This window comes from Clostridium sp. (assembly GCF_032552055.1).
Taxonomy (GTDB): Bacteria; Bacillota; Clostridia; order Clostridiales; family Clostridiaceae; genus Clostridium.
This window is the reverse complement of record NZ_JAWGSV010000006.1, coordinates 1-25,009: the sequence shown is the minus strand read 5'-3', so window position 1 is coordinate 25,009 and position 25,009 is coordinate 1. Positions and strand designations below refer to the sequence as shown.

The window sequence follows — 25,009 nt, the reverse complement described above, 5'->3', positions numbered from 1 at the left end:
TAAGAAGTAGAAATTTATCAACAATTAAAGTAACCTAGTAAAACTCTGTCTAAACCTGCTAAGTCTTTAACTAATCTTATATTGGAAAAACCTTCTTCCTCCATAAGTTTTTTCACTGACTCTCCTTGATCATGACCTATCTCAAAGGCCAATAATCCATTATTCTTTAATGCAAGTTTACTTTCTTTAATTATTTTTCTATAAAATATAAGTCCATCTTCACCACCATCTAATGCTATATGAGGCTCATATACCTTAACATCATCCATTAAATTATCAATTTCTGAAGCCTTAATATATGGAGGATTTGATACAATTATATCGTATTTCTTCTCTTGCTTTATTACTTCCCTTAAAAGATTACTTTTGATAAATTTAACTCTATTTTCCAAAGCATGTTTAAGTATGTTACTTTTAGTTACTTTCTCTGGTATATCATAATTATCTATTTCATCTACCTTTATATTTTTTCTTAAAATAGCTAATGATATTCCAATAGCTCCACTTCCTGAGCAAAGATCACATACATCTAAAGAATCATCTTCCTTAATTAGAGATAATACTTCTTCAACTAATACTTCTGTATCACCTCTAGGAATAAGTACGCCTTCTTCTACATCTAAATCTATGCCCATAAACTCAGTTTCCCCTAATATATATTTGATAGGCATCTTTTTGCTTCTTTTTTCAATTAAATTTAAATATTCTTTTTCGTCCTTAACAGAAACTTCCTTATCTCTATTAGTTATTAAGTATATCTTATCCTTACCTAATACCATCCCTAATAGAAGTTGAGCATCTAGTATATAGGTATCTACATCATTATCTTTAAGAACCTTTGAACCATTTTCTAAAAGCTCTCCAATATTCTTGTTTTTATCTTTTATACCTTCAGCCTTCTTCAGAGCTTCAATTGCTACTTCAAGCTGAGAATCATCTGGTTCCTTAGTTGTTAACTCTTGTAATTTAAGCCCTGGATAAGCTATAATCCTAGACATAAAATTTTCGCTCCTTCCAAGCCATCTAATTAATTCATAAGTTATTCCAGATACTATAGGTATAAGCACAATCCTTAAAACTAATCTTTCAAAAAATCCACCCCAGCCAGTAAAACTGAAGATTAAAATACTAACAAACATTATTAAGAATAAGAAGTTAGTTCCACATCTTGGATGAAACCTTTCAAATCTTCTTACATTTTCTACTGTTAATTCTTCTTCCGCTTCATAACAAAATATAGTTTTATGCTCTGCTCCATGATATTGAAATACCCTATAGATATCCTCCATCTTACTTATGACATACATATATCCAAGTAAAATAAAAATTCTAATAACAGCCTCAATTAAATTCAAAGCTATTGGATGCAAATTAAAAATACTAAAGATTGAGGCAATTCCTGTTGGAACAGCAATAAATAATCCTATAGCTATTGCAAATGACATCACCATAGTTCCAGCTATTATTAAATTATTTGCTTTATCACCAAACTTATCTTTAAGCCATTTCTCAAATTTACTTTCTTCTTCCTCTTCTTCAAAAAAGGAAGCTGAATAGTTTAAAGTATCAACTCCAGTAATTAAGGAATCAATAAGCACAAATATCCCCCTAATAAAAGGAATATTTAAAATTTTATATTTTTTAGTTATAGGTACTATTTTCTTTATATCAACTTCTATTTTCCCATCTGACTTCCTTATAGCTGTAGCTTGCCCCTTGCTGCCTCTCATCATTACGCCCTCGATAACAGCTTGACCTCCCACATCGCACCTTTTCATTGTATCACTCTTTCTATTTACAAATTATTTTTATATGTAAAATAACAATGTCCACATAAAGATTCATATTCAACATCATCTACATTATCTATTGCAACTTGCTCACCTTCAAAGACAAATTTGTTATTTATTTTTCTTCCATTTAATATGGCTTTTCTTCCACATTTACATATTGTTTTCATTTCTTCAATACTATGAGCTAATAATAGAAGTCTATTACTACCTTCAAAACCTTGCATCTTAAAGTCTGTTCTTAGTCCATAACATATAACTGGTACATTTTGAACTACTGCAAGTTCAAAAAGTTCGTCAATTTGATTCCCTCTTAAAAATTGAACTTCATCAACAAGAATACAGTCTACATGTCCATTTTCAGACTTATATAAATTGAATTTTTCTAATACACTGTCATTTTCTTTAATAACTAAATCTACTTTTCTTTCAACACCTAATCTAGAAACTAATTTATCTCCACCCTTAGTATCTGTATAAGGCTTAAGTAATATTACATTCATTCCACGTTCTTCATAATTATATGCTACCTGCATTAAATGCGTTGATTTCCCTGAATTCATTGCTCCATATCTAAAATATAATTTGCTCATATTTATGTCTCCTTTTCCTTAGATATATTAAGATTATAGCATTATTATTTTTAAAATGCGAAGCATTTTAAAATGAAAAAATTAAGGAAATGAAAGGATGAAGAAATGAAGGAAGAGGTTTTGCAATGCAAAACCTCTTTTTTATATGCATTCTTTCATTTTTTAATTTTTTCATTCTTAATTTTTCATTATTTTACTTCTCAAAATTAAACCGAAATTCAGCTCGCCTGAATTTCTTCCTTTATTAGGCTTGCATCTACAAGTTTAAATTATTCAAGGAGCTTTTAACATATTATGCGTAAGACGACTTGGATCTGGCGAGTTCGCCTGAGCATAATATGTTAAAAAATCCTGTGAAATTTAATACAACAGTTCTATTTTTTTATTATGTATCTCCTTGACTACAAATATCACCTATGATATACTTTAGTGGTTATTTTAGTATTCGAAAGAGGTGAAAAATATGAGAGAAGGCATACATCCAAAATACAACAACGAAGCTGTAGTTAAGTGTGCATGTGGAAATACTTTTACAACTGGTTCAGTTAAAGATGAACTAAAAGTGGAAATATGCTCTAAATGCCACCCATTCTTCACTGGTAAACAAAAAATCATTGACGTTGGCGGTAGAGTTGACAAGTTCAATAAGAGATTCAATCTTAATAAATAAGAAATTCTGGAGCTGTTGCACTAAATTATTAGTGTGCAGCTTCGTTTTTTTGCAAAAAATAAAGCAAATACTCGCCACTTGAAAATTATCCGACTCCCCCAAGCCGGAAAGACTTTTGGAGAAAATACAATTATGCGTATTTTTGAAGCGGAGCAAATAACATTCTCAAAAATGTTGAAAAATGAACGCCAGATATTCATTTCCTTGCTTTGAAAATACATTACACTTTTACGTGAAGAATCAAACCAATGATAATTTATCAAATAAAAGCGGAAAAATATTATTAATTTTTATAAGAAAAGGGGATACCTATGGCAAATAATAAAATTAACCTACTTGTAACATTTGATAAAAATTATATTAAACCTTTTAAAACTATGCTTAAGTCTATACTTATTAACAATCCTAAAGAGTCATTATCTGTGTGGTTACTACATAGTGCCATTCCACAATGTGAACTTCAAGCACTAGAGGAATACTGCCATTTACAGTCAGTATCATTTACTTCACTAGAGGTAGATCGTACTATATTCCAAAATGCACCCATTTCAAAAAGATATCCACAAGAAATGTATTATCGACTATTAGCTCCACACTTATTACCAACCTCTATGGAAAAAATTCTATATCTTGATCCTGATATACTTGTTATTAATCCGCTCCGCCCATTGTGGGATATTGATCTTAATCACTATGCCTTTGCTGCTGCATCCCATACCGGCATCACCGACATAATAAACGGAATTAACCGTGTAAGACTTGGAACTGAACACGACTATTATAATTCAGGTGTTATGCTTATAGATTTAATAAAAGCTAGAACAATCATCAAACCTGATGAAATATTTAAGTACGTCAGTAAACACGAATCAAAACTTCTACTTCCAGATCAAGATGTTTTTAATTCCTTATATGGAACCTACACTTTACCTTTAGATGATGCTATATGGAACTACGATGCTAGGTATTATTCTACTTATCTTATTAAAAGTGATGGAGATTATACTTTAGATTGGATTATACAAAATACAAGAATTCTCCATTTTTGTGGAAAGAATAAGCCATGGCTTCCATCATACTCACGCAGATTTGCAACTCTGTACAAACATTATATGCACATTGCTAATAAGTAGTTTTAAGATTTAATTCCTTTAGTTTTCTTTAAGAATAAATTATTATTTCTTAAATTTCTCTAAGTTTTTATAAATTTTACTTCTATTTAACCTATTTGTATTATAATATAAGTATGGATTTTTAATAATATAAGTTGTAATAAAGTTTATTTATTTTATTAAGCTATGTTTCATTCGTGAAATACGTTAGTTATGGAATTATATGCTCAACTTATATAAAAATTATAATATCGATGCTTTCAATTAAAGTAATATACTTTAACATTATTTTTTACTTATAATTTATAAAACTTAAAGCGTAAATTATTAATTGAAACCTATATCTATTTTAACATATTTACAATGTAATTGTTTTATACTCATTGAATTTTAAGATTTAATTAATTTATTGTCCACTTTTTTAACTTTATAGTTATAATTCATATATTCTATTTCATCTACAATAGTGGAAACTTCCTTGTAGACTTCTTCTCCACTAAATGTCTTTTTAACTACAACTTCATTAACAACCCTATTATTGCACTTTGGACATTTTCCTAAAGATAAAAATCTCCATTTTAATGGAACAAAGTCATGTTCAATTTCTAGATTCACATTACACCTTGGACACTTTTCTATTATCTTTTCTCTATCTAGCTCATATTCATTTATATTTTCAATATCTACTGCCGGCATATTATAAATATCTTTAATAATATAATTTTTTAATACCCTAGAGTTATAAATTCTCTTAAATACTTCTGAGGTATATACTGCATCATTTAAAGCATCATGCAGTTTGCTATCATCAACTTTAATTTTTAATTCATCTAAAGCACTTTTCAAGCTTAGTGATTTTTTCTTTGCTAAAATCTTTGTAGAGTACTCTTGCAAATCTAAATAGTTTTTCAGCCAGTTTAAATTATTATACTCAAAGAAAACTGCATTATTGATAATTTCTATAATATCATCCTTTGCCCAAGAACATATAATATCCCCTTCGTCTATTAGCTCCTGGAGTCTTTCTATTCCCTCTTCGAATGTTAATCCATCTTTTAAATCTTCTTCACTAATATTGGTTATTTCAGAAATTTTAGGATTAAGAACTGTAATTACCTTAGGTTTTATATATGCCTTAAATTCCTTTAAAGGTTTCATATAGTTATCTAATTTAATTGCCCCTATTTCAATAATTTCATTATCTAACTCTAAACCTTTTAACTCAGGATTTTCAGCAAAAATATTGGGATAATATTTATGTATTCCCTCTAAATTATTAAATTCTAAATCAATTACTATAAATGCCATTTTTATACCTCACATAACATTACTCATATGTATATTATGCCATATTTTTCAATTTCTTTCACTACTATTTGTACTATTTACACTAAAAAATGGGGTTACTTTAAGTAACCCCCCATTAAATAAATCTTTTATTAGATTTTTGTATATTTTTATATGAAATTTTATCCCTAACTGATTTTTTATGATTCAAAATCTATTCCTGCTAATTTCATTAAATGAACTGCATTTTGTGTTTCACTTCTACCTTCTCTAAGTTTATAATCAAACTTAATATTATTATTTTCATAATGTTCTTGGAAATTATAATTCTTAAGCCATGGCCTTGTTAACTCTAAGTCACATAATTCTAAATCATGAGTTGATACTAATCCCATTGCCTTATTATTCACTAATTGATTTATAAGAACCTTAGCTCCTTCATGTCTATCCTTAGAATTAGTCCCCTTAAAAATTTCATCTAATAAGAAGAATACTTTTTCTCCATTTTTAGCTGCTTCTATTAATAATTTTATTCTTAATATTTCAGCATAGAAAGAAGATATGCTTTCTTCTAAATTGTCCTTAGTTCTCATGCAAGTATATATATTAAATATCCCACAGTTAAACTTCTTTGAGCAAGTTGGCGCTCCTATATAACTTAAAATTAAATTTAAACCAACAGTTCTCAAGAAAGTACTTTTACCAGACATATTTGATCCAGTAATTAAAGCAACCTTTCTATATTCCTCATTTACCTTAGCTAATGAAAAGCTATTAGATACAGCCTTTTCTCCAAGCATTGGGTGAGCTATATTAGTTCCCATAACTATATCCTCATTTTCTATAGTAGGATAAGACCAACTCTCAAAATCAAAATCTAAATTTGCAATACTACTTAAAGCCTCAAATTCTCCCATTATATTAAGCCAAGATTCAAGCTTTCTACCATTTTTTATTCTCCACTCTTCAAGGTTTCTTAATATAAATGCATCTGATAATATAGTTACATTTAATAGTAAGTAGTAGGCATTAGAAGTACTATCCCCTATCCAGTCAACTAAACTTTTTAAACCATGCATTTCCTTATAGCTTGGAGTTCCATCTACCTTTAATTCTTCCTTTAAATCACATAGTAACTTTGATTCAAAATTTTCATCTTCTATAAGCTTCAATAAATTAGCAAAAGCTTCTATATCTTTTTTATGGTTACTAAATAAATTTATAACACTTTTTAAATCCTTCGTTATAACATTAACTACAACATAGTTTAAAATAAATACTAATATTAAATAACTTACAGGTAAGACTCTTAAAATAACTAATATAATAGATATTAGAGTAAGTGTAATAAACATATATGGAACTATCTTAAACCATAACTTAACTGGACTTGAATTTTTGCTCCACTCTATTAAATCACTTACATCCTTAATTCCACTTTTCCTTAAAGTAGCTTTAGCTTCGAGATTTTGTCTCCATTTAACTTTTTTACCTAGCTCTTTTATTGCTTCTTGTCTTTTATTTATTTCTTCCCTCGAAATTTTATCTTTAAGAGATAGTATCTCAAATAATCTATTTCTACCAAATTTAGTTTTAGTAGAATTAATCATTTGAAATAGTGAGTTTCTTCCAAAGATGTCTAAGTCACTAGTAAAATTATGATCATCATCTATAAATTCTTTTCCTTCATCTTCTTCTTTAAAGTTACCATTAATTCTATTTATTCCTCTTTTATTTATATCTAAAAATATTTCTTCATAATTTTTCTCATTAATTTTTTTATTATGGAAAAATGCAACTACAATAAATATTAAAAATCCAATTATTATTGTTGTCCCCATGAATAATAAATTCTCTTGTTTATAAAAATAATACCCTGCCCCCACTATTAAAAGCATAATAATCAACCTTAAAATAGATAATTTAGATATTATTGAATTTAACTCATTAACCTTCTTTTCGCCTTTTAATATTTCTTCTTCATAAAAATTAAGAGCTTTACTCATATTCTCACATCACCTCACTGTAGTTATTTTACCATATTTTATATTTTATCTAATAGTAAATTTAAATTTTACTTTATAAATAATTCTTATACTTACTTTACAAAGAATTCTTTATGATTAATTTAAATTTTGCTCTACAAATAACTCTTTACTTATAAATTATTGACAGTAAACTAAAAACTTATAATAATTGATAATTAATGAAAAAAACTCCCGAAGGAGTTTTTAAAATCAATATATTTTTCAGTAATTCCGTAGGAATTACCTCTATGATTGTTCATTATTGATTGCTAATTGCTCAAATTACTGTATATTGTTTCAAGATTATACTTCATACCTTCTAAGTAGCTCATATTATCTTCTTTAGTTTCTAAGCTATATATCTTAACTACCTTTGCTCCTACTTCTTTAGCCAATGTCTCAGCTTCTCTTTCACTTGCTGTAGCTTCACTAAATATAGTTTTTACATTATTAGTCTTAGAGTAATTCATTAAATCTTCTAAGTTCTTAGGAGTTAATTCACCTTCTCCAAAAACGTCAGCTATACTTTTTTGAGTTAGACCAAAGTCTCTACAAAGATATCCGAAGGCTGCATGTCCAGTTACAAAATCCTTATTAGTTAAAGAATTAAACTTATTAACATATTCACTATTTAAATCTGTAAATTCTTTTTTTAACTTTTCAAAGTTCTCTTCATAATAGTTTTTATTATCTGGATCTACTTCAACAAAAGTGTCTTTTATGTTTTCTGCTTGCTTTATTGCATCAATTAAGCTAAGCCAAACATGGGGATCTTTTCCTCCATGATTATGTTCTTCTGAAGATTCTTCATCCATATCTTCATGAGAATGATCATCTTCTTCTGATATGTTCATAGCATCTATATTCTTGCTAGTTTCAACTATTTTTATATCTTTTCCTTCAATTGTTCCTAATACCGAGTCTATCCACTCTTCCATTTCAAGACCGTTATATAAAAACATATCTGTATTTATTAAATCCTTTAGGTCTTTAGGCTTAGGATCAAAGCTGTGAGCATCACTACCATCTGGAATTATAGAAAAAACTTCTACCTTATCTCCACCTATTGTTTCAGCAAAATCCTTAAGTGGATTAATGGTTACTCCAACCCTTAATCTTTCTCCATCATTTTTTTCTAAATCTTTACTTTCACATGCTGATAATGAAAATAATAGTACTAGTATAAACCCAAGGCTTATAATTTTTTTCTTCATATTACACCTCTTTGCAAATGATTTGCATTTTCTAATATAATTCTATAATCTTTGCCTCTTCTTGTCAATACTATTATTCCCATTATTATAATTTAATATAATTAAAGTTAACCTTCTTATCATTAAATATATTTTCTTCTCTTTGCTGACATGTAAATATAATTAGCTGAGCAAAATTAGTACTAAGCAGCATATCTAGTGCTCTTTCTATTCTAAAATCATCATATTGAACAAAAGCCTCATCTACTATAAGAGGATATTCTACCCCCTTATAAATCATATCAATAAATGAAAGTCTTAAAGATAAGTATAGCTGATCATTAGCTCCATTACTTAATGCTCCTCCTGGAAGTATTTCTTTGCCTTTTCTTACCTTCATCTCATAAGAATCTGCTACCATAACATCGCTATATTCATTATTAGTTATCTTTTTAAAGTAATCTATAACATTAGAGTTCAAAACACTACCAAAGTTTCCCCTAACTTCTCTTATAGTTTCATTCATATTTTCAATTGCTATTTCACAAGATCTTAAAAGTAGTTCTAGCTTCTTTATTTTCTCTTTAACTTCATTTATTTCTTCTTCAATTTGAGGTATTGTTCTCTTCCCAATAAACCTATTATTTAAATAATTCTCAACATCCTTTATTTCTTTTTCTATTTCTATTAATTCATTAGATTTTATAGAAACCTGATTATCTATTTCTTCTTCTGATGAATAAGAGTAATTAATATTTTCATTAATTATATCTTTAAGCTCTTCTTTTATAGAATCTATATCCTTATCTTTAGTTAATGCTTCATAAGCAGCATTTATACTCTCTAAGCTTTTTAATATATCTTCTCTTTGTTTAAGCTTTTCCTTTAACTCTAATAATTTTTCTTCTACTTCAGATAATTCTATATCAGAAAGTCCAATATTATCTAACTTTTCCCTTATTCTCTTTTCTCTAATACTTAGTTCATTGCTTAATTTCTCAATTGATTTTTCTTCTTTTTCTATATCTATTTTTAAAGCTAATACTTCCTTATTTACCTCCTCATACTTTGAAAACATAAGTATAACTTCATTTATATCCCTTGCATCTGATGCTTCTAACATATTATTTATATACTTTTCATTAATTTCATAATTATCTTTAGCTAAGTCTATATTTAGCACACTAATTTGTGCTTCTTTTTCTCTTATCTTTAAATTTTGCTTTTCAACATATAAATTATAATCATCAAAAAGCTTTAACTTCTTAATAAAGTTTTCATATGAACTCGCTGAAACTAACTTAGTATATTTAAAGATTTCTCTTTCTAAATCTTCTATTTCATCTTTTAATTTTTTAATACTAATATTGGCATTATCCTTACTACTAGAATTAAATTTTAATGATATTATTTTAAATAAAACTAAGGCTAATGCCACTAATGATCCTATTGAAATAAATATATTTACCTTAAAGATAATAAGTAAAGCTGAAATAATAACTAGTATTACTGCTAAATAGGTAAGGTTTTTAGAAGTACCTACATAACTACTGACTTCTTCTTTATTATTATAACTTTCTGCCTTAAACTTAAGTTCTTTTAATTTTTCTTCATACTTAATTAAAACATCCCTAATTTCTTCTCTGACGTCTTTAAAATTTATAGACTCACCTATTAGCTTTTCTTTATTTCCTATATCACTTTTTATTTCATCAATAGCCTTATTTAAAGATTCAAATGTATCTATTTTTTCTTTTAATGCTTCCCTCTCCATGGTTGCTTTTATAAATTTATTTTTTTCTTCACTAGTTAAACCATCTATAAAAGATAAGCCTTTAAAGCTTTCCATAGTATTAGAATACATTTCTTTATTTTCTTTTAGTTTTCCTTCTTCTTCAGCCTTCATATCTAATAAGCTTAAGTATAAGGAATTTTCATTTTTTATATCGATTATTATTCCCTCATCAAATATTCCGCTTCTTGATGAAATGCTCTTTTCAATTGATTTTTCTTTTAATTTTAATTCTTCTTTTTTGCGTAAATACTCTGTTATATCCTCATATTCCTTACGAAGTTTTACTTTCTTAATATACTTTTTATAAATATCTAGATTATTTATCTCTCTTCTAGTTTCTTTTCTTCTTTCCCTTAATGATATTAAAAGTTCTTCCTTATCTATATTTTCTTTTGATAATCTATATCCTTCATACCTCTCAGTATTTAATGCTTCTAACTTATTCCTTAAAAGATCTAACTCCCCAGTCTTCCTTGGTGTAGTTATAGACTTTCTTATAGCTTCAAGCTTTTCTAGAGCTTTTTGCACTGATACATTATCACTATCACTATTTAGTAAATTAGCTGCCTTATCTATTATTTCTTCTTCTTTATCTCTAGATATTAATACACCTAACTGATTAATAAATAATGTTTTATAAAAGGTTTGAGAATTTACATTGAAAAAATATCTTCCTGGTTCATCTTTCGGAATATCTAATATTTCTTCTCCAGTTTCAAAGTCAATAATTTCAGAAGTATCTTCCTTCTTAGTTGCTCCAAAACTACGACTAATTATATAACTTCTATTATTATGAGTTATATAAAGTTCTCCTCTTATTTTCTCTCCAGTTATAGGCATAAACCTAAGTCTATCATTGCTTTTTATATCCTTTGTTCTTTTAGAATTCATTCCATAAAGCCAAATTCTAATAAAGTTTTGAATAGTACTTTTTCCTTTTTCATTTTCTCCATATATTAAATTAACATTGTCTGTTAATTCTATTACCTTATCCTTTAACCCACCAAAGGAAATAATATTTAATTTATTTATAATCATTTAAATTCACTTCCTCCTGTGATAAAGATTGTATTCCAAGCTTTAGTGCCATTTTTAATACTTCTTTTTCATATTCCTCTTCTTGAATTTTCTCTAAAAGCTTCTTAGCAAAAACTCCTTTAATAGAGTAATCTTTAGCTATTTCATCAAAGTTTAACTTAATATCCGTCTTGTCAATTACCTTTACATAATAAAAATCATCTTTAATATTCTGTAATATTACTTCTTCATTAATTCTTAAATAGCTATCTACTTCACCTTTTAGAGTTATTTTATAGAAATTATTTTTTCTTTCTTCTTCAGAAATTGAAGACAGTATTTTCTCTCTGATTTCATGGTATCCCTCTAAATTACTTATATCTAATTCTCTTATATAATAATTCCTCTCAGAAGTCCTTAAAAATCCTAGATTTACAGCCCCCTTACTTACTTCACCTATTATAATTCCCTTATCCTCTAATTCATCAAAGCCTCTTCCTTGAGGACATCCTGCATAACCATAAAAAGTATTTCCTTCTCTAAGTATTCCACTAAAATTATGCCTATGACCAATAGCTATATAATCAAGCTTACTCTCCCTAATATCATTTAATGTAATAGGATTATACTCATTACCTTGTTCAGTATTAGATATATCCCCATGAATAACCATAATATTTGTATATTTTTCATCTATTCTTATATCTTTAATTAAGCTTTCTCTTACATGATGACTATTAAAGGCAGCTCCCCATACAACTATATTAAATTCTTCTAATAATACACTTTCTAAGCCACCTTTAAAAATATAAACATTTTCTGGCCAGCTAATCATTTTATAAAATGACTTTGCAAAATAAGGATCATGATTTCCTGGTGAAATAAACACCTTAATTTTATTAAGTCTCTCTAATTGATTTTTTATAAATATAAGAGTCTTCTTATTTACTGTCATATTATCAAAAATATCACCAGTTAATAATAAGATATCCACAGTTTCTTCTATTGCAATGTCAATAATTCTTCTAAAAACTTCTAATAATTCCTCTTTACTTACAGCAGATATATTTTTATCTAAATCTTTAAATGGCGTATCAAAATGTAAATCTCCAGCTTGTAATATCTTAACTTTTTTCATTTCATCACCTTAATTTCTAACGAACTTTTGTTCTATTTTATCATTCTTTAGTTCTTTATACAATAAGAACAACACTCTAAAACTAAGGTGTTCCCAGTTTTATTTAAATAATGGTTTAATAACTAATTTAATAATCTGTATAATTTTTATAACGTTAATAATAATTTACTCTGCAATTCTACTTTTTCTTAAATAAGTACTCAAAAGATAAATCCGAAAGAGCAAATACAATATTAAACTCCTAATACTAAATCATAAATAAAAAAAATACTCAGCTATAAGGCTGAGTACTCTAAAAATAATTCTGATAATTTCGAACAAATTATTTCCTTCATTCTAAATTATTCATTATTTTTATTCACTATTAATTTCTAACAGTAACTTCTCCAAGTCCAACTCCTAAGTCAAAACTATACTTTCCTTCATTAGATGTTTTAGCACTAATATTTGCTTCTCCTAGTCCTGATTTTGTATTAATTCTAATAGGTGCATCTACAGGAACTTTAATATCTGCACTACCTACTCCACCATCAAACTTAAGATTTCCATTAATATCTCCAAGTTCAACATTAACTTCTCCTACGCCACCACTTATATAAATATCTCCTGTCTTTTTCTTAGTAACTAAAGAAACAGATCCAACTCCACTTTCTATATCTAAACTATTAAAGCTTATTTCTTCTAAGCTTACTTCCCCAACTCCAGAATCAACTTCAACATTATTTAATACTAAATCCTTAACATTGAAAGATCCAACACCAAAGTCTAATTTTAAATCCCCATTGAAACTTCTAGGTATTTTTATAAGAAGCTCACTATAATTATTAGATCCTAAGTTGGTAGATTTCTTTGTTTCTTCTACTATTTCGAAAGTGCTTCCACTTTTATTTATATCTACACCCTTAGAATAACTACTTAATTTCCCCGTTATTTCAACATTGCTTCCATCATGATACATTACATTTAAGTCACTTACATCAATTCTCATAGTAATTTTATTAACATCACTTATATCTTCACTTAAGTTCACTTCTTCCCTAGCTGAATTTGAAGATGAACCTGATGACCAATTGGAAGATCTTCTACTATCTACTCCAAAAGAAATTCCACAGCTTGTAAGCATAGTAGCTAAAGATAATGCCATTATTATTTTTAATATATTTTTCATATCAATTCCCCCTAAATTATATCTAACTTCTTATCTAAATGATATATTGCCATATAAACTAGTACTCCCGTCCATGCCAGACTTAATAAGGTATTAATAATATCTACTTCAATAAAAGTTCCAACCCTCATATAAACATAAGGGAATACTCTTGTAACTGCCCATATAACTCCTTCAACTATACTTTGTATAAATCCCCCACCAAGTATTACAGCTAAGATTACTAACCCAGCATTATTGAAGTAAGATGAAAAAATAACTGTAAAAGAAGCTATAAATATATATGCTACAATAGTTCCAAAGGCTGTAGAAACACTTACTAGTCTTACTAAGCTAGATACTGAATTTGCTGATATTAACGAAAATAAGTAAACTATCATCGCAAATCCACCTTGAATTATTATAAATTCAATAAATTTAGCTGTAATAAACTCCCAAGCTTTAATTGGAAAAGTAAATATAAGCCTTCCTTCATCTCTAGAAATCTGCTTATAAAAAATTACTATTGATGTTATAAAATTCACTGCTAAGAATGTTGCTACAAAACCTATATTTATAAAAGAAAGTATCTCAGATACATAAGGTACTCTTGTAAAAGTACTTATATTAACTAATAAAATTAATATAAGTCCGATAATATAGAAAACTTTTCCTACTCCCATATTATATTTAGCAAAGTTATATTTGATTATATTAATTATATTTTTCATATTATTACCCCTTATCTTTATTCAGAAAATATTTTTCTATAGACTTCATCTATAGACGCATTATACTTTGCTCTTAAGTTTTCAGCTTCGTCATATTCTATGATTCTTCCATCTCCTAAAAAGGCAACATCATCAAATATTCTTTCTAATTCCCCAATATAATGTGTTGTGATAATCATAGAGCTTTCTTCAGAAAGATTCTCTAATATTGCATCTAATATTTTTTCTCTAGATACAGGATCTACACCTGAAATAGGCTCATCTAATAAATATAGTTTAGCTTTTCTACTTAGAACTAATGATAAATTAAATTTTTCACTCATTCCCTTTGATAAATCTTTAATTTTAGCGTTTCTATCTAAATTCATATACTCCAAATAATGATTCATTTTTTCAGCATTAAAATCTTCGAAGAAATTTCCATACAAAGAAATAGCTTCTTTTATCTTCATTGATTTAGGAAAAATATTTTTATCTTGTAAATAAGCTATACTTTCTTTAGAATTTGTATTTATAGCTACTCCATCTATAACAATGTCACCTTTATCAGCTTTCAAAAAACCTTGTATTACATTTAATAGTGTTGTTTTCCCTTGACCATTAGGACCCATAATACCAAGAACCCTTCCTTGTTCAACACTTAATGTAACACCATTTAAAATTGATTTTCCCTTTATTCTTTTGTAAACATTATTGACCTCTAAAACTTTACTCATATTACTCCTCCGAATATCTCTCAGATATTATTGCTATAATCTTATCTTTTGTAAAACCTAGCACCCTCGAATCTTCAATAAATTTATCTATAGCTTCATTAAATAATTCTTGTCTCAAATTATTTACTATATTTTCATCTTCAGTAACAAACTTTCCTATTCCTCTTTGAGTGTATATTAAGTTTTGATTTTCTAGTTCAGAATAGACCTTTTGTATAGTGTTTGGATTAACCTTTATTTCATTGGCATATTCTCTTACTGACAAAATTCTTTCTCCTCCCTTTAACTCTCCTGATACTATTTTCTTTTTCATATATGCAATAATTTGAAGATATATAGGCTCTTTAGAATTTAACTCAAGCACAAATTTTATCTCCTTTCATTCTGTATTAGTGTATTAATAGTATAATACACTAGTACAGTCCTTTTTGCTATTTTAATTATAGTTCATATATACCCAAATACCCTTATTATATTAATTTACCTTACTATTCCATCAAATTACTATATTTTCCATCTTATATAACTATATTTAATTACAAAAAAAGAAAGAAGCCTTTTGTAATAAAATTTACTTTTATTACAAAAAAGCTTCTCCCTTTTAGAACGGTGTAACTACTAAATTCTTTGGCGGTATATCCATCCTATTAATTACCTTAGTTACTAATACGATTCTTGGATTACTTTATTGAATTTTCGTATTGTTCCACCATTCTTTTTACCATTTCTCCACCAACGGAACCACATTGTTTTGATGATAGGTTTCCATTGTATTCACTAAATGGAACTCCTAACTCTGATGCAACTTCATTCTTGAATGCACTTAATCCTTTTTTTGCTTCTGGAACTAATGTTTTTGCCATTTGTAATTCCTCCTTTGGCTGATTAATTCGTAAACAGCTTTTAATAATTTTTATTTAAAGCTTTGTTGTTTACACTATTATCTTAACCACAGCCTGTTTTTATATTCCTAGTAATTCATGGATTAGTTAGCACTATTTTTAAAATGCGAAGCATTTTGAATGAAAAAATGAAGGAATGAAGGAATGAAGGAATGAAGGAATGAAGGAATGAAAAAAAGAGGTTTTGCTATGCAAAACCTCTTTTACTCTAAATATTCTCTTATAAAAAATCTATAAAGATTTTTTATAAGCATTCTTTCATTTTTTCATTTTTTCATTCTTTAATTAATAAAATACTCCGAATTTTATTCCAACTATATATAGAGAATTCCTAAGAATATAGCAACATAATGTAATGCACTTCCTGCAAGTACAAATAAATGCCATATAAAATGATTATAAGGCATCTTATCTGCAGCATAAAATATACATCCTACTGTATATGCTATTCCACCCAGTACTATAAACAATAAGATATTAAATGGCACTAGAAGAAGCACTGTTTTAATATTAATTACAATTATCCATCCCATTAAAATATAGAGAATAGTTGAAAATAGATTAAATCTATCTACCCAAAAAGCCTTGAATATTATTCCAAGTAAAGCAATTCCCCATATTAATAGTAATAATTGCATTGATTTTTTATCGCTATTCATTAATATTAAAATAATTGGAGTATAAGTTCCTGCTATTAAAAGATATATAGATGCGTGATCTAATATCCTAAGTACCCTTTTTACCATTTTCCCTGGAATACTATGATATAAAGTAGACCCTAAATATAGTATTATTAAAGAAATGCAATATATCCATACACCTGTTAAAGCATATCCGTTTTTACTTTTTGCTGCAGCAACTATTAAAAATACGCTTCCTACTATTGCAAGTATAGCTCCAACACCATGAGTTACTGCATTTGCTATTTCTTCTCCCCTTGTATAAAAGTTATATAAAACTTCATTTTTTTTACTGTCCATACATTCCTCACTTTCGAATAATATCTATGTTCTAATTAATTCCTTATATCAATCTATTCTTATAAACTTAAAAGTTAATGAAATTTTTTTGATAAAGTATAAGAAATTTAAAACATATAGTTTAATTACTTTCCATTTTCAATTATATTATTCTTATCTTTCTCATGTATTTCAACCTTATTTACCTCTCCTGAAGAAACTTCCGTATTATTTTTGAAGTAAATAAATTTATCTTTACTTAGTCCCTTAAAAATTACTGGTATAACTTGAGATTTAGCTTCATCCCTTAATACATCAAGTGAGAATTCAATTAAATCATCCCCTGGTTTAACTATATCTCCTTCTTGAACAAAAGCTTTAAAGCCCTTTCCTTTTAATTTTAAACTATCTATACCTATATGAATTAATACATCAAAACCCTCAAGAGTTCTAATAGTTACTGAATGCATTTCCTTTGATAGAGTTATTATCATGCCTTTTACAGGTGATTTTAATATATTTTCACTTGGGTCTATAGCAAAACCATCGCCAATTAATTTCATAGAAAAAATTTCATCAGGCACCTTTTCTAATCTTATAATCTTACCTGAAATAGGAATATATATTTCTTCTTTAGTTTTAATTCCACTTTCAATTTCTTTTATTTCTTTTTTCTTTTTAACTACTATTTCCTTACCATCCATTATATCTTTTATTTGCTCTTTTAACATATCGGATTTTGGTCCAAAAACAGATTGAATATTATTACCAATTGTCATAAAATCTACAGCTCCAAGAGACTTTAGTTTAGTTTTATTAACTAAAGATACTCTTTTTACAGTTACTCTTAATCTTGTTATACATGAATCTAAATATTTTATATTTTTAGCTCCTCCTAAAGCCTTTAATACTTCAGCTGCTAAAGTTCCATCAGATATATCTATATTTATATCCTCATCCTCATCTTCCCTACCAGGAGTTCTTAAGTCTAACTTCCTTATAATAAATCTAAATCCAAAATAATATATTATAAAAAATGCTACTCCTATAATTAGAACCCACCACCAATTAGTTCTATTAGGAATTACTCCGAGAAGAATAAAATCTATTAATCCCCCTGAAAAAGTTACAGCAATTTTTACATTCAGTAGTTGCATTAACATAAAGGATAGACCTGCAAAGACACAATGAACTGCAAATAATAATGGTGCTACAAATAAAAACATAAACTCTATAGGTTCTGTTATTCCTGTTATAAGAGATGTTAAAGCCCCACTAAGTAATACTCCAGCTACTACTTTCTTCTTCCTATCATAAGCTTCATTATACATAGCAAGAGCTGCTGCTGGTATTCCAAACATCATAAAAGGGAACTTTCCAGTCATAAAAGTACCTGCTGTGAATTCAACTCCATCCTTTAATTGAGCAAAAAATATTGCTTGGTCTCCAACTACTAGTTGTCCAGCTGAATTAACATATTCTCCAAATTGATACCAAAATGGAGTGTACCATATGTGATGAAGTCCAAAAGGTATTAAGGCCCTTTCTATTAATCCAAAAATAAAAGCTGCAATTGTTTCGTTTGTTCCTATCATATATCTAGAAAAATTTAACAACCCACCTTGGATAGGAGGCCATATTATAGCTAATATTATTCCAAGTACTACTCCTGAAATAGCTGCTATTACTGGTACAAATCTCTTCCCTGAAAAGAACCCTAAAAATTCTGGTAACCTTATATTATGAAATCTTTCATATATAATTGCAGATGTTATTCCAATGAGAATTCCTCCAAATACCCCTGTTGGAAGAGTAGGTATTCCTAAAACATTGGCGTACATTGGATTAGTTCCAACCTCACTTATATCTACCCCTGCCATTATTCCAGTGGTCATATTCATTACTAAAAATCCTACTATAGCTGCAAGGGCTGCTACTCCATCTCCTGATGACATTCCAATTGCAACTCCTACTGCAAATAATAATGGTAAGTTATCAAATACTATACTACCAGCCGATGACATAATATTGGCTATAAGTTGAAAGCCATCACTTGCAAATATGGGAAAAGCATTTAGTATATATTGATTTTCAAGTAATGTACCTAATCCCATTAATATTCCTGCTACAGGTAGCAGAGCTATAGGTAGTGTTAAAGATTTTCCTATTCTTTGTAATACCCCAAATGATTTTTTTAGTAAGGTTACTATTCTCATTTTATCCTCCTACTCATTTATGAAATCTAATTTTAAAATTGCATTCAAAAAAAGAACACCTATTTATAATATTTCGATATTATAGGCATTCTAAAACTTTTACATATTACTCTTTGCTTCTTAAAACAGATATAACTCTATGAATATGCATTGTTAAGTATACTAGTTCATCCTTATTTACTACATAATCATAGTTTGCCTCTATATACTCCTTTATCTTTTCTGCACAATCATAAGCTTCGCTATAACTATTTTTAGCTATTTCTAAAAATTCTCCACTACCTTCTTGATTTTGATTATTTGATACTACTCTCTTAGCAAAATACTTTAAATGAGTTAATAATCTATCATAATTTAAATCATCCTCATTAAATTCAACTGAGTAATAGTATCTAATTATATTTAAAACACCTTTAACTATCTTGGTAGTAATCATGGATTCTTTTGCTGTTTCCTTATAGCTTGCATTTACTAAATGAAGAGCGATAAATCCGGCTTCATCCTCTGGGAGATTTATTTTAAGCTTCTTATTTAGATTATCTACTGCCCATAAAGCTACTTTAAATTCATCTCTATGAATTCTTCTTATTTCATCCAACAAGTCATTTTTTATCTGAACATTATTTCTATAACGTTTTATAGCAAAGGCTATGTGATCAGCTAATGATATATAAATTTGATTATCTAGTTTCCTATTTAATTCTTTTTTAGAATACACTATTATTTCATGAGCAAGTTCAAAAATTCCATCTGGGATTTGATTTATAAGCTTCTTTATCTTATTCCCCATTCTTTTATCATCTATAACAAATACTTTTTCTATCTTATCTTCCTGAATTTCTTGGCCTACTCCTCTATTAAAAGCAATTCCAGATCCCATAATAATAACTTCTTTTTTCGTATTAGGATCTATTGATACAACTACATTATTGTTCAATATTTTCTCTACTATCATTTCTCCGTCTCCTTGCTTTAAGAAAAATAAAATACCTAAATCAGGATAAAGTCCCCATCCTAATCTAGGTATTACCTTACTTCAGTAGCAACCTACCTTCTCTTAAGAAAATAATATCACTGTGTAATTACACTGTCAACTCATTACTAACCTTGTCTAACTGGTAATATAATGATAAATTCACTACCTACTCCAACTTCGCTTTTTACACTTATGCTTCCATTATGTAATGTTACTAACTGCTTTGTTAATGTTAATCCTAATCCACTACCTCCATATTCTTCTGATATATTATTATACGCTTGTCCAAATCTATCAAATATGGATTCATAGTGGGATTTATCTATTCCTATACCTGTATCTATAATAGAAATCCTAACATTCTCCCCAAGGTCAGCAATCTTTACTTCTATCTTTCCGCCTTCTTCTGTAAACTTAATTGCATTTCCCACTAAATTTATTACACACTTTTCTATTTCATTTTTATCACATTCTATAACCTTTTCTTCAACATCAGGGTCTATAATTAATTCTATACCATTTGCTTCTATATAGTCCTTCATTGACAATACTATTTCCTCTACTAAATATACTATATCATGTTCTTTTATTATAAGCTTATATGAACCTGATTCTATTTTAGAAGTATCTATAATATTGTTTATTAAATTAAGTAATCTATCTGAATTTCTTCTTAAAGTACTCATATAATAATCTAGTTTTTCCTTTGAAACTTCTTTGTTATCCTCACTTAACTTGGATAGAAGCTGTTCAATAGAAATAATTACATTTAGAGGTGTCCTTAATTCATGTGATAAATTAACAAAATAATTATTTTTATATTTTTCAATTGTAATTAACTTATCATAAAGCTCTTTATTCTCTTTAAGCTTATTATTTAACTCATAAGTTCTTTGATCAACTAGGCTATCTAGTATCTTAACTCTATTCCATATTAAATATATTATTAAAAATAAAGTGATTCCATAAATTAAAAAAGCTAGTGTGGTCTTCCAGGGCTTTTGCTTTACAGTAAATGTAACTGTTGCAGGATCACTCCAATCTCCTGATTTATTTCTTGCTTTTACCATAAATGTGTATGTACCTGAATCTAAATTAGTGTAACTTGCATAATTTCTATTTTCAGCAGTTACCCAATCTTCATCAAGACCTACTAATTTATATGCGTATTGAATTTCCACTACATTTCTATAGTCAGGTAAAAAGAAGTTAAATTGTATATTACTATTTCTATAACTCAAATCAATATTCGAAAAATCAATATACTCATTTCCATTGCTTGATATGCTATCTATTTGAACTTTTGGTAAATAACTTTCTTCTTTAAGCTCTAATGGATTAAAGTATGTTAGTCCATTAACACCACCAAAAAACATTTCGCCACTCTTATTTTTATAATAAGAGAATCCATTAAATTCATTTCCTTGAAGACCATCAGTTACATCATAATTAATAAATTTTTCATCTGAAATGTCATACTTAGATATTCCACTATTAGTACTCATCCAAATATTATCATCTTCGTCAGTCAATACTCCATAAATAAAGTTATTTGCTAGTCCATCCTCTTCAGTATACCTAGTAAATACTTTGCTTTTTTTGTCTAATTTATTAAGTCCATATTGTGTTCCTACCCAAATATTATTTTCACTATCTACTGCTATAGATCTAATTGCATTAAAACTTAAACTTTTATTATCATCTTCATCATTTCTGTAAATATTAACTTCATTAGTATCTCTATCTAAACTTAATAATCCTCCATTTAAGGTCGATGCAATCCAAAATAGTCCATCCTGATCCTGAATTATATCTGAAAACATTGTTTCTCTTATTCCATTATGTAAAAATATCTCCCTATAAGATGTGAATTTCTTATCCCTGTCAAAATTGCATATTCCATCTTTTGTAGCAATCCACAGAATTCCTCTATCATCTATATAAAGACTTCTTATATCATTAGAGATTAATGAGTTCTTATCATTTCCCTGGAAATAATTTGTGAACTTTTTTGTATTTTTATCATATTTTGTTAAACCCTCTTCTGTAGCTATCCATATTTCATTGTCTATTCCTGTTATATCTCTAATATTATTACTATTTAAAGAATTATAACTGTCTGAACTTTTATGTCTTATGACTTTACCATTTTTTCTATTAATAACATTTATACCTTCAGTTACTGTTCCTACCCAAAGAAGGCCATCATTATCCTCATATATACCAGCCATCATACTACTGCTTAATGAATTGGAGTCCATAGGATTATTTCTATAATTTTTAAATGCTGCCTCCATGTTAAATAAGCTAATACCATCATAAGTTCCTACCCATATGGTTCCAGATTCGTCTTCAAATAAGCTTAATATGTCATTGCTAACTAAACTTTGATTATCAAAAATATTAGATTCATAATTAACAAACTCTGTACTATCTTCATCCATTCTGCTTAATCCATTGTCAGTTCCAAACCATAGAATATTTCGACTATCCTTTAAAATATATCTAATTGAATTACCTGCAATTGAATTAGGATTATTAGCATCATGAGTATAACTTTCCATAGTATATGTATCTAAATTTAACTTATTTACACCTTCTCTATCAGTTCCAATCCATAGATTATTAAGATCATCTATAAATAGCTTATAAATAAAATTATCATTTATAGCTAAGTCATCACTATCTTTATAGAATCTTTTTATTTCTCCTGTTTCTTTATTTACTCTATTTAACCCATCAATAGTTCCTATCCACATATTATTATCATTATCTTCAATAATACTATAAATAAATTGACTAGTTAAATTATTATCTCCCTTTTCCTTATCATATGGGTAAAGGTTAATAAAATTATTTGTATCTTCATCATAAACATTTACTCCATTAGTAGTTGCCACATATACTCTTTCATCCTTACCTATTAATATTTCTGTAACATTATGATCAGAAATATTACAACCATTAACTCCTGGTAAATAGCTTTCAATTTTTTTAGTCTCAGCATCAATCTTATTTACACCTCTAGAAGTTCCAACCCATATATTCCCCTTAGAATCTTCATTAATTGCAGATACATAATTGCCACTAATACTAGTATCTTTTTCTTTATTATATCTGTATACCTCAAACTTATTTCCATTATACTTATTTAATCCATCAATAGTACCTATCCACATATAGCCTTTACTATCTTGAAATATATATTGAACAGAGGTTTGAGATAAGCCATTTTCAGTAGTTATTTTCTTAAAATTTATATTTTTCTCATTGTTTATTATTGCAAGCGACTCAATACTAGTACTTAGTATAATAGTCATTACAAAAGAAAAACAAACTATTACTTTAACTATAGACTTCTTCATAAAACTATCCTCTTTTTAACATAAAATTTTCCATAAACGCATTTATATTATATCAAACATCCTGGTAAATAATACATACTAATTGTCATTTATTCAATAAATATGTCATGTAATGCTGAAAAAATGACAAATCATTCAAAATCAATAATAAAAATTCATAAATTATTATTATTATTGCTATCGATAATCTATATTAATAGACCTCTATTATTAACTCCTAAATTTAGTTTTTTGCATAAAAAAAAGACATAGATTAAATACTATGTCTTTTGGCAGGGGCAGTAGGAATCGAACCCACAACCAACGGTTTTGGAGACCGCTACTCTACCAATTGAGCTATACCCCTCCGCAACAATTGTTATTATATATTATGTTTTTACAAATGTCAACACTTATAATTTCTATTTTTTTATTGCTTCAATTATCTTGTTGACATTTGCTTTTACAACATTATCACTGTTTTCTAGACTTAATCCAACATACTTATACTCATTCTTCATTTTATCCTTTAAGTCATTTATATTTTCTAAAGTTTCATCATAGAAGAATATAACATTTGAAGAATCATTTAAATCTACTAAGTCATTGCTATCCCTAACTTTTGTTATAGTAATACCAAGATCTCTAAATAAGTAATCAAACTTATCTGTATTAGTAATTATAGTATAACCTTTATAGCCTTTTATTTCTTCCTTTGATTTGGTTAAAAATTCATCTATTCTCTCAACTACATTATTATAATTTTCTTCATAATAACTTCTATTTTCTATATCTCTTTCTTGCATAGCCATCTTTATATTATACAATGCAATTTTATATTCACTAGACCCTAGTAAATAATACGGGTTTTCTTGTCCGATTTTTTCCAGTTCATAACTTAAAGGTCTTATTCCCCTACTTAAATTTATTACTCCAAGGTTCGAGCCTTTAACATTATTAGAAATATCATTAATCCAATTTTCATATCCTAAACCATTATATAAAAGTAAATCTTTATTATTAATGTTATTTAAAACTGCGTCAGTAACTTTAAATGTAGCCATTTCTTTTTCATTTTTAAATAAGTATTCTACATTATGTTTTTCACCGACTATTAATTTAGTCATATCATATATATCTTTATTTACTGTTAATATGTTTAAATATATCTCTTTCTTTTCATCAAGTTCATCTGTTGTGTTTGCCATTAAAGGATTATAAGAAAAAGTTAATCCTAAAAATAAAATAGAAGTAAAAATAACTAAAATGTAAGTTAATTTCTTCATTACGAGTTCCTCCAAGGAATTTACTTTACTTATATATGTTTCAATTAGTAATATATATTTTAAGTCTTATAAAATTATAAGTACAAAAATTATTTTCAAGTAAATTACAT

Annotated in this window: 19 protein-coding genes and 1 tRNA gene; 2 read left to right on the top strand and 18 right to left on the bottom strand. The window is 27.6% G+C overall.

What is annotated here, in order from left to right:
- Positions 1-17 precede the first annotated feature (17 nt).
- Both prmC and E6248_RS01080 read right to left on the bottom strand, forming a co-directional pair.
- Positions 18-1,778, bottom strand: coding sequence for a peptide chain release factor N(5)-glutamine methyltransferase (gene prmC, locus E6248_RS01085; protein ID WP_316339001.1), 1,761 nt, complete (start codon positions 1,776-1,778; stop codon positions 18-20).
- 17 nt (positions 1,779-1,795) lie between these two features.
- Complete coding sequence (locus E6248_RS01080; RefSeq protein ID WP_316339000.1) at positions 1,796-2,383, bottom strand: thymidine kinase; 588 nt, start codon at positions 2,381-2,383, stop codon at positions 1,796-1,798.
- A gap of 463 nt (positions 2,384-2,846) precedes the next feature.
- Between E6248_RS01080 and rpmE the strand changes: the two genes are divergently transcribed.
- Positions 2,847-3,053, top strand: coding sequence for a 50S ribosomal protein L31 (gene rpmE, locus E6248_RS01075; protein WP_316338999.1), 207 nt, complete (start codon positions 2,847-2,849; stop codon positions 3,051-3,053).
- Positions 3,054-3,364: 311 nt separating this feature from the next.
- The gene (locus E6248_RS01070; protein ID WP_316338998.1) at positions 3,365-4,186 is read left to right on the top strand and encodes a glycosyltransferase family 8 protein; all 822 of its coding nucleotides are present in this window, start codon (positions 3,365-3,367) and stop codon (positions 4,184-4,186) included.
- 369 nt (positions 4,187-4,555) lie between these two features.
- Here the strand turns inward: E6248_RS01070 and E6248_RS01065 are convergent, their stop codons facing one another.
- The 16 genes from E6248_RS01065 to E6248_RS00990 all read right to left on the bottom strand — a co-directional run bounded on the left by E6248_RS01065 (position 4,556) and on the right by E6248_RS00990 (position 24,899).
- Entirely contained in the window at positions 4,556-5,473 is a 918-nt protein-coding gene (locus tag E6248_RS01065) for a 3'-5' exonuclease (protein ID WP_316338997.1), read from the bottom strand.
- Between the two features lie 179 nt (positions 5,474-5,652).
- A complete protein-coding gene (locus tag E6248_RS01060) occupies positions 5,653-7,458 on the bottom strand; it encodes a MutS-related protein (RefSeq protein ID WP_316338996.1) in 1,806 nt (601 codons plus the stop codon).
- A 290-nt stretch (positions 7,459-7,748) separates the two neighbouring features.
- Complete coding sequence (locus E6248_RS01055) at positions 7,749-8,693, bottom strand: metal ABC transporter solute-binding protein, Zn/Mn family (RefSeq protein ID WP_316338995.1); 945 nt, start codon at positions 8,691-8,693, stop codon at positions 7,749-7,751.
- 85 nt (positions 8,694-8,778) lie between these two features.
- Positions 8,779-11,505 carry an AAA family ATPase gene (locus tag E6248_RS01050; protein ID WP_316338994.1) on the bottom strand — a complete coding sequence of 909 codons (2,727 nt, stop codon included), beginning with the start codon at positions 11,503-11,505 and terminating at the stop codon, positions 8,779-8,781.
- Complete coding sequence (locus E6248_RS01045) at positions 11,492-12,622, bottom strand: DNA repair exonuclease (protein WP_316338993.1); 1,131 nt, start codon at positions 12,620-12,622, stop codon at positions 11,492-11,494. The genes E6248_RS01050 and E6248_RS01045 overlap by 14 nt, the downstream gene beginning before the upstream one ends.
- Before the next feature lie 364 nt (positions 12,623-12,986).
- Positions 12,987-13,790 (bottom strand): DUF4097 family beta strand repeat-containing protein, encoded by an 804-nt coding sequence (locus E6248_RS01040; protein WP_316338992.1) that lies wholly within the window; start codon positions 13,788-13,790, stop codon positions 12,987-12,989.
- Positions 13,791-13,801: 11 nt separating this feature from the next.
- Positions 13,802-14,500 (bottom strand): hypothetical protein, encoded by a 699-nt coding sequence (locus E6248_RS01035; RefSeq protein ID WP_316338991.1) that lies wholly within the window; start codon positions 14,498-14,500, stop codon positions 13,802-13,804.
- Between the two features lie 17 nt (positions 14,501-14,517).
- On the bottom strand, positions 14,518-15,216 hold the full coding sequence (locus E6248_RS01030) for an ABC transporter ATP-binding protein (RefSeq protein WP_316338990.1): 699 nt from the start codon (positions 15,214-15,216) through the stop codon (positions 14,518-14,520).
- Between the two features lies 1 nt (position 15,217).
- Entirely contained in the window at positions 15,218-15,580 is a 363-nt protein-coding gene (locus tag E6248_RS01025; protein ID WP_316338989.1) for a GntR family transcriptional regulator, read from the bottom strand.
- 316 nt (positions 15,581-15,896) lie between these two features.
- Positions 15,897-16,079: an alpha/beta-type small acid-soluble spore protein gene (locus E6248_RS01020; RefSeq protein WP_156626261.1), complete on the bottom strand. Its 183-nt coding sequence runs from the start codon at positions 16,077-16,079 to the stop codon at positions 15,897-15,899.
- A gap of 353 nt (positions 16,080-16,432) precedes the next feature.
- Positions 16,433-17,098, bottom strand: a complete 666-nt coding sequence (locus E6248_RS01015) for a hemolysin III family protein (protein ID WP_316338988.1) — start codon at positions 17,096-17,098, stop codon at positions 16,433-16,435.
- 125 nt (positions 17,099-17,223) lie between these two features.
- The gene (gene ptsG, locus E6248_RS01010; protein ID WP_316338987.1) at positions 17,224-19,293 is read right to left on the bottom strand and encodes a glucose-specific PTS transporter subunit IIBC; all 2,070 of its coding nucleotides are present in this window, start codon (positions 19,291-19,293) and stop codon (positions 17,224-17,226) included.
- 106 nt (positions 19,294-19,399) lie between these two features.
- Positions 19,400-20,248: a BglG family transcription antiterminator LicT gene (gene licT, locus E6248_RS01005; protein WP_316338986.1), complete on the bottom strand. Its 849-nt coding sequence runs from the start codon at positions 20,246-20,248 to the stop codon at positions 19,400-19,402.
- A gap of 146 nt (positions 20,249-20,394) precedes the next feature.
- Positions 20,395-23,634, bottom strand: a complete 3,240-nt coding sequence (locus E6248_RS01000; protein WP_316338985.1) for a two-component regulator propeller domain-containing protein — start codon at positions 23,632-23,634, stop codon at positions 20,395-20,397.
- Positions 23,635-23,904: 270 nt separating this feature from the next.
- Positions 23,905-23,980: transfer RNA gene (locus E6248_RS00995), tRNA-Trp, on the bottom strand.
- Positions 23,981-24,035: 55 nt separating this feature from the next.
- A complete protein-coding gene (locus E6248_RS00990) occupies positions 24,036-24,899 on the bottom strand; it encodes a metal ABC transporter substrate-binding protein (protein WP_316338984.1) in 864 nt (287 codons plus the stop codon).
- Positions 24,900-25,009 lie beyond the last annotated feature (110 nt).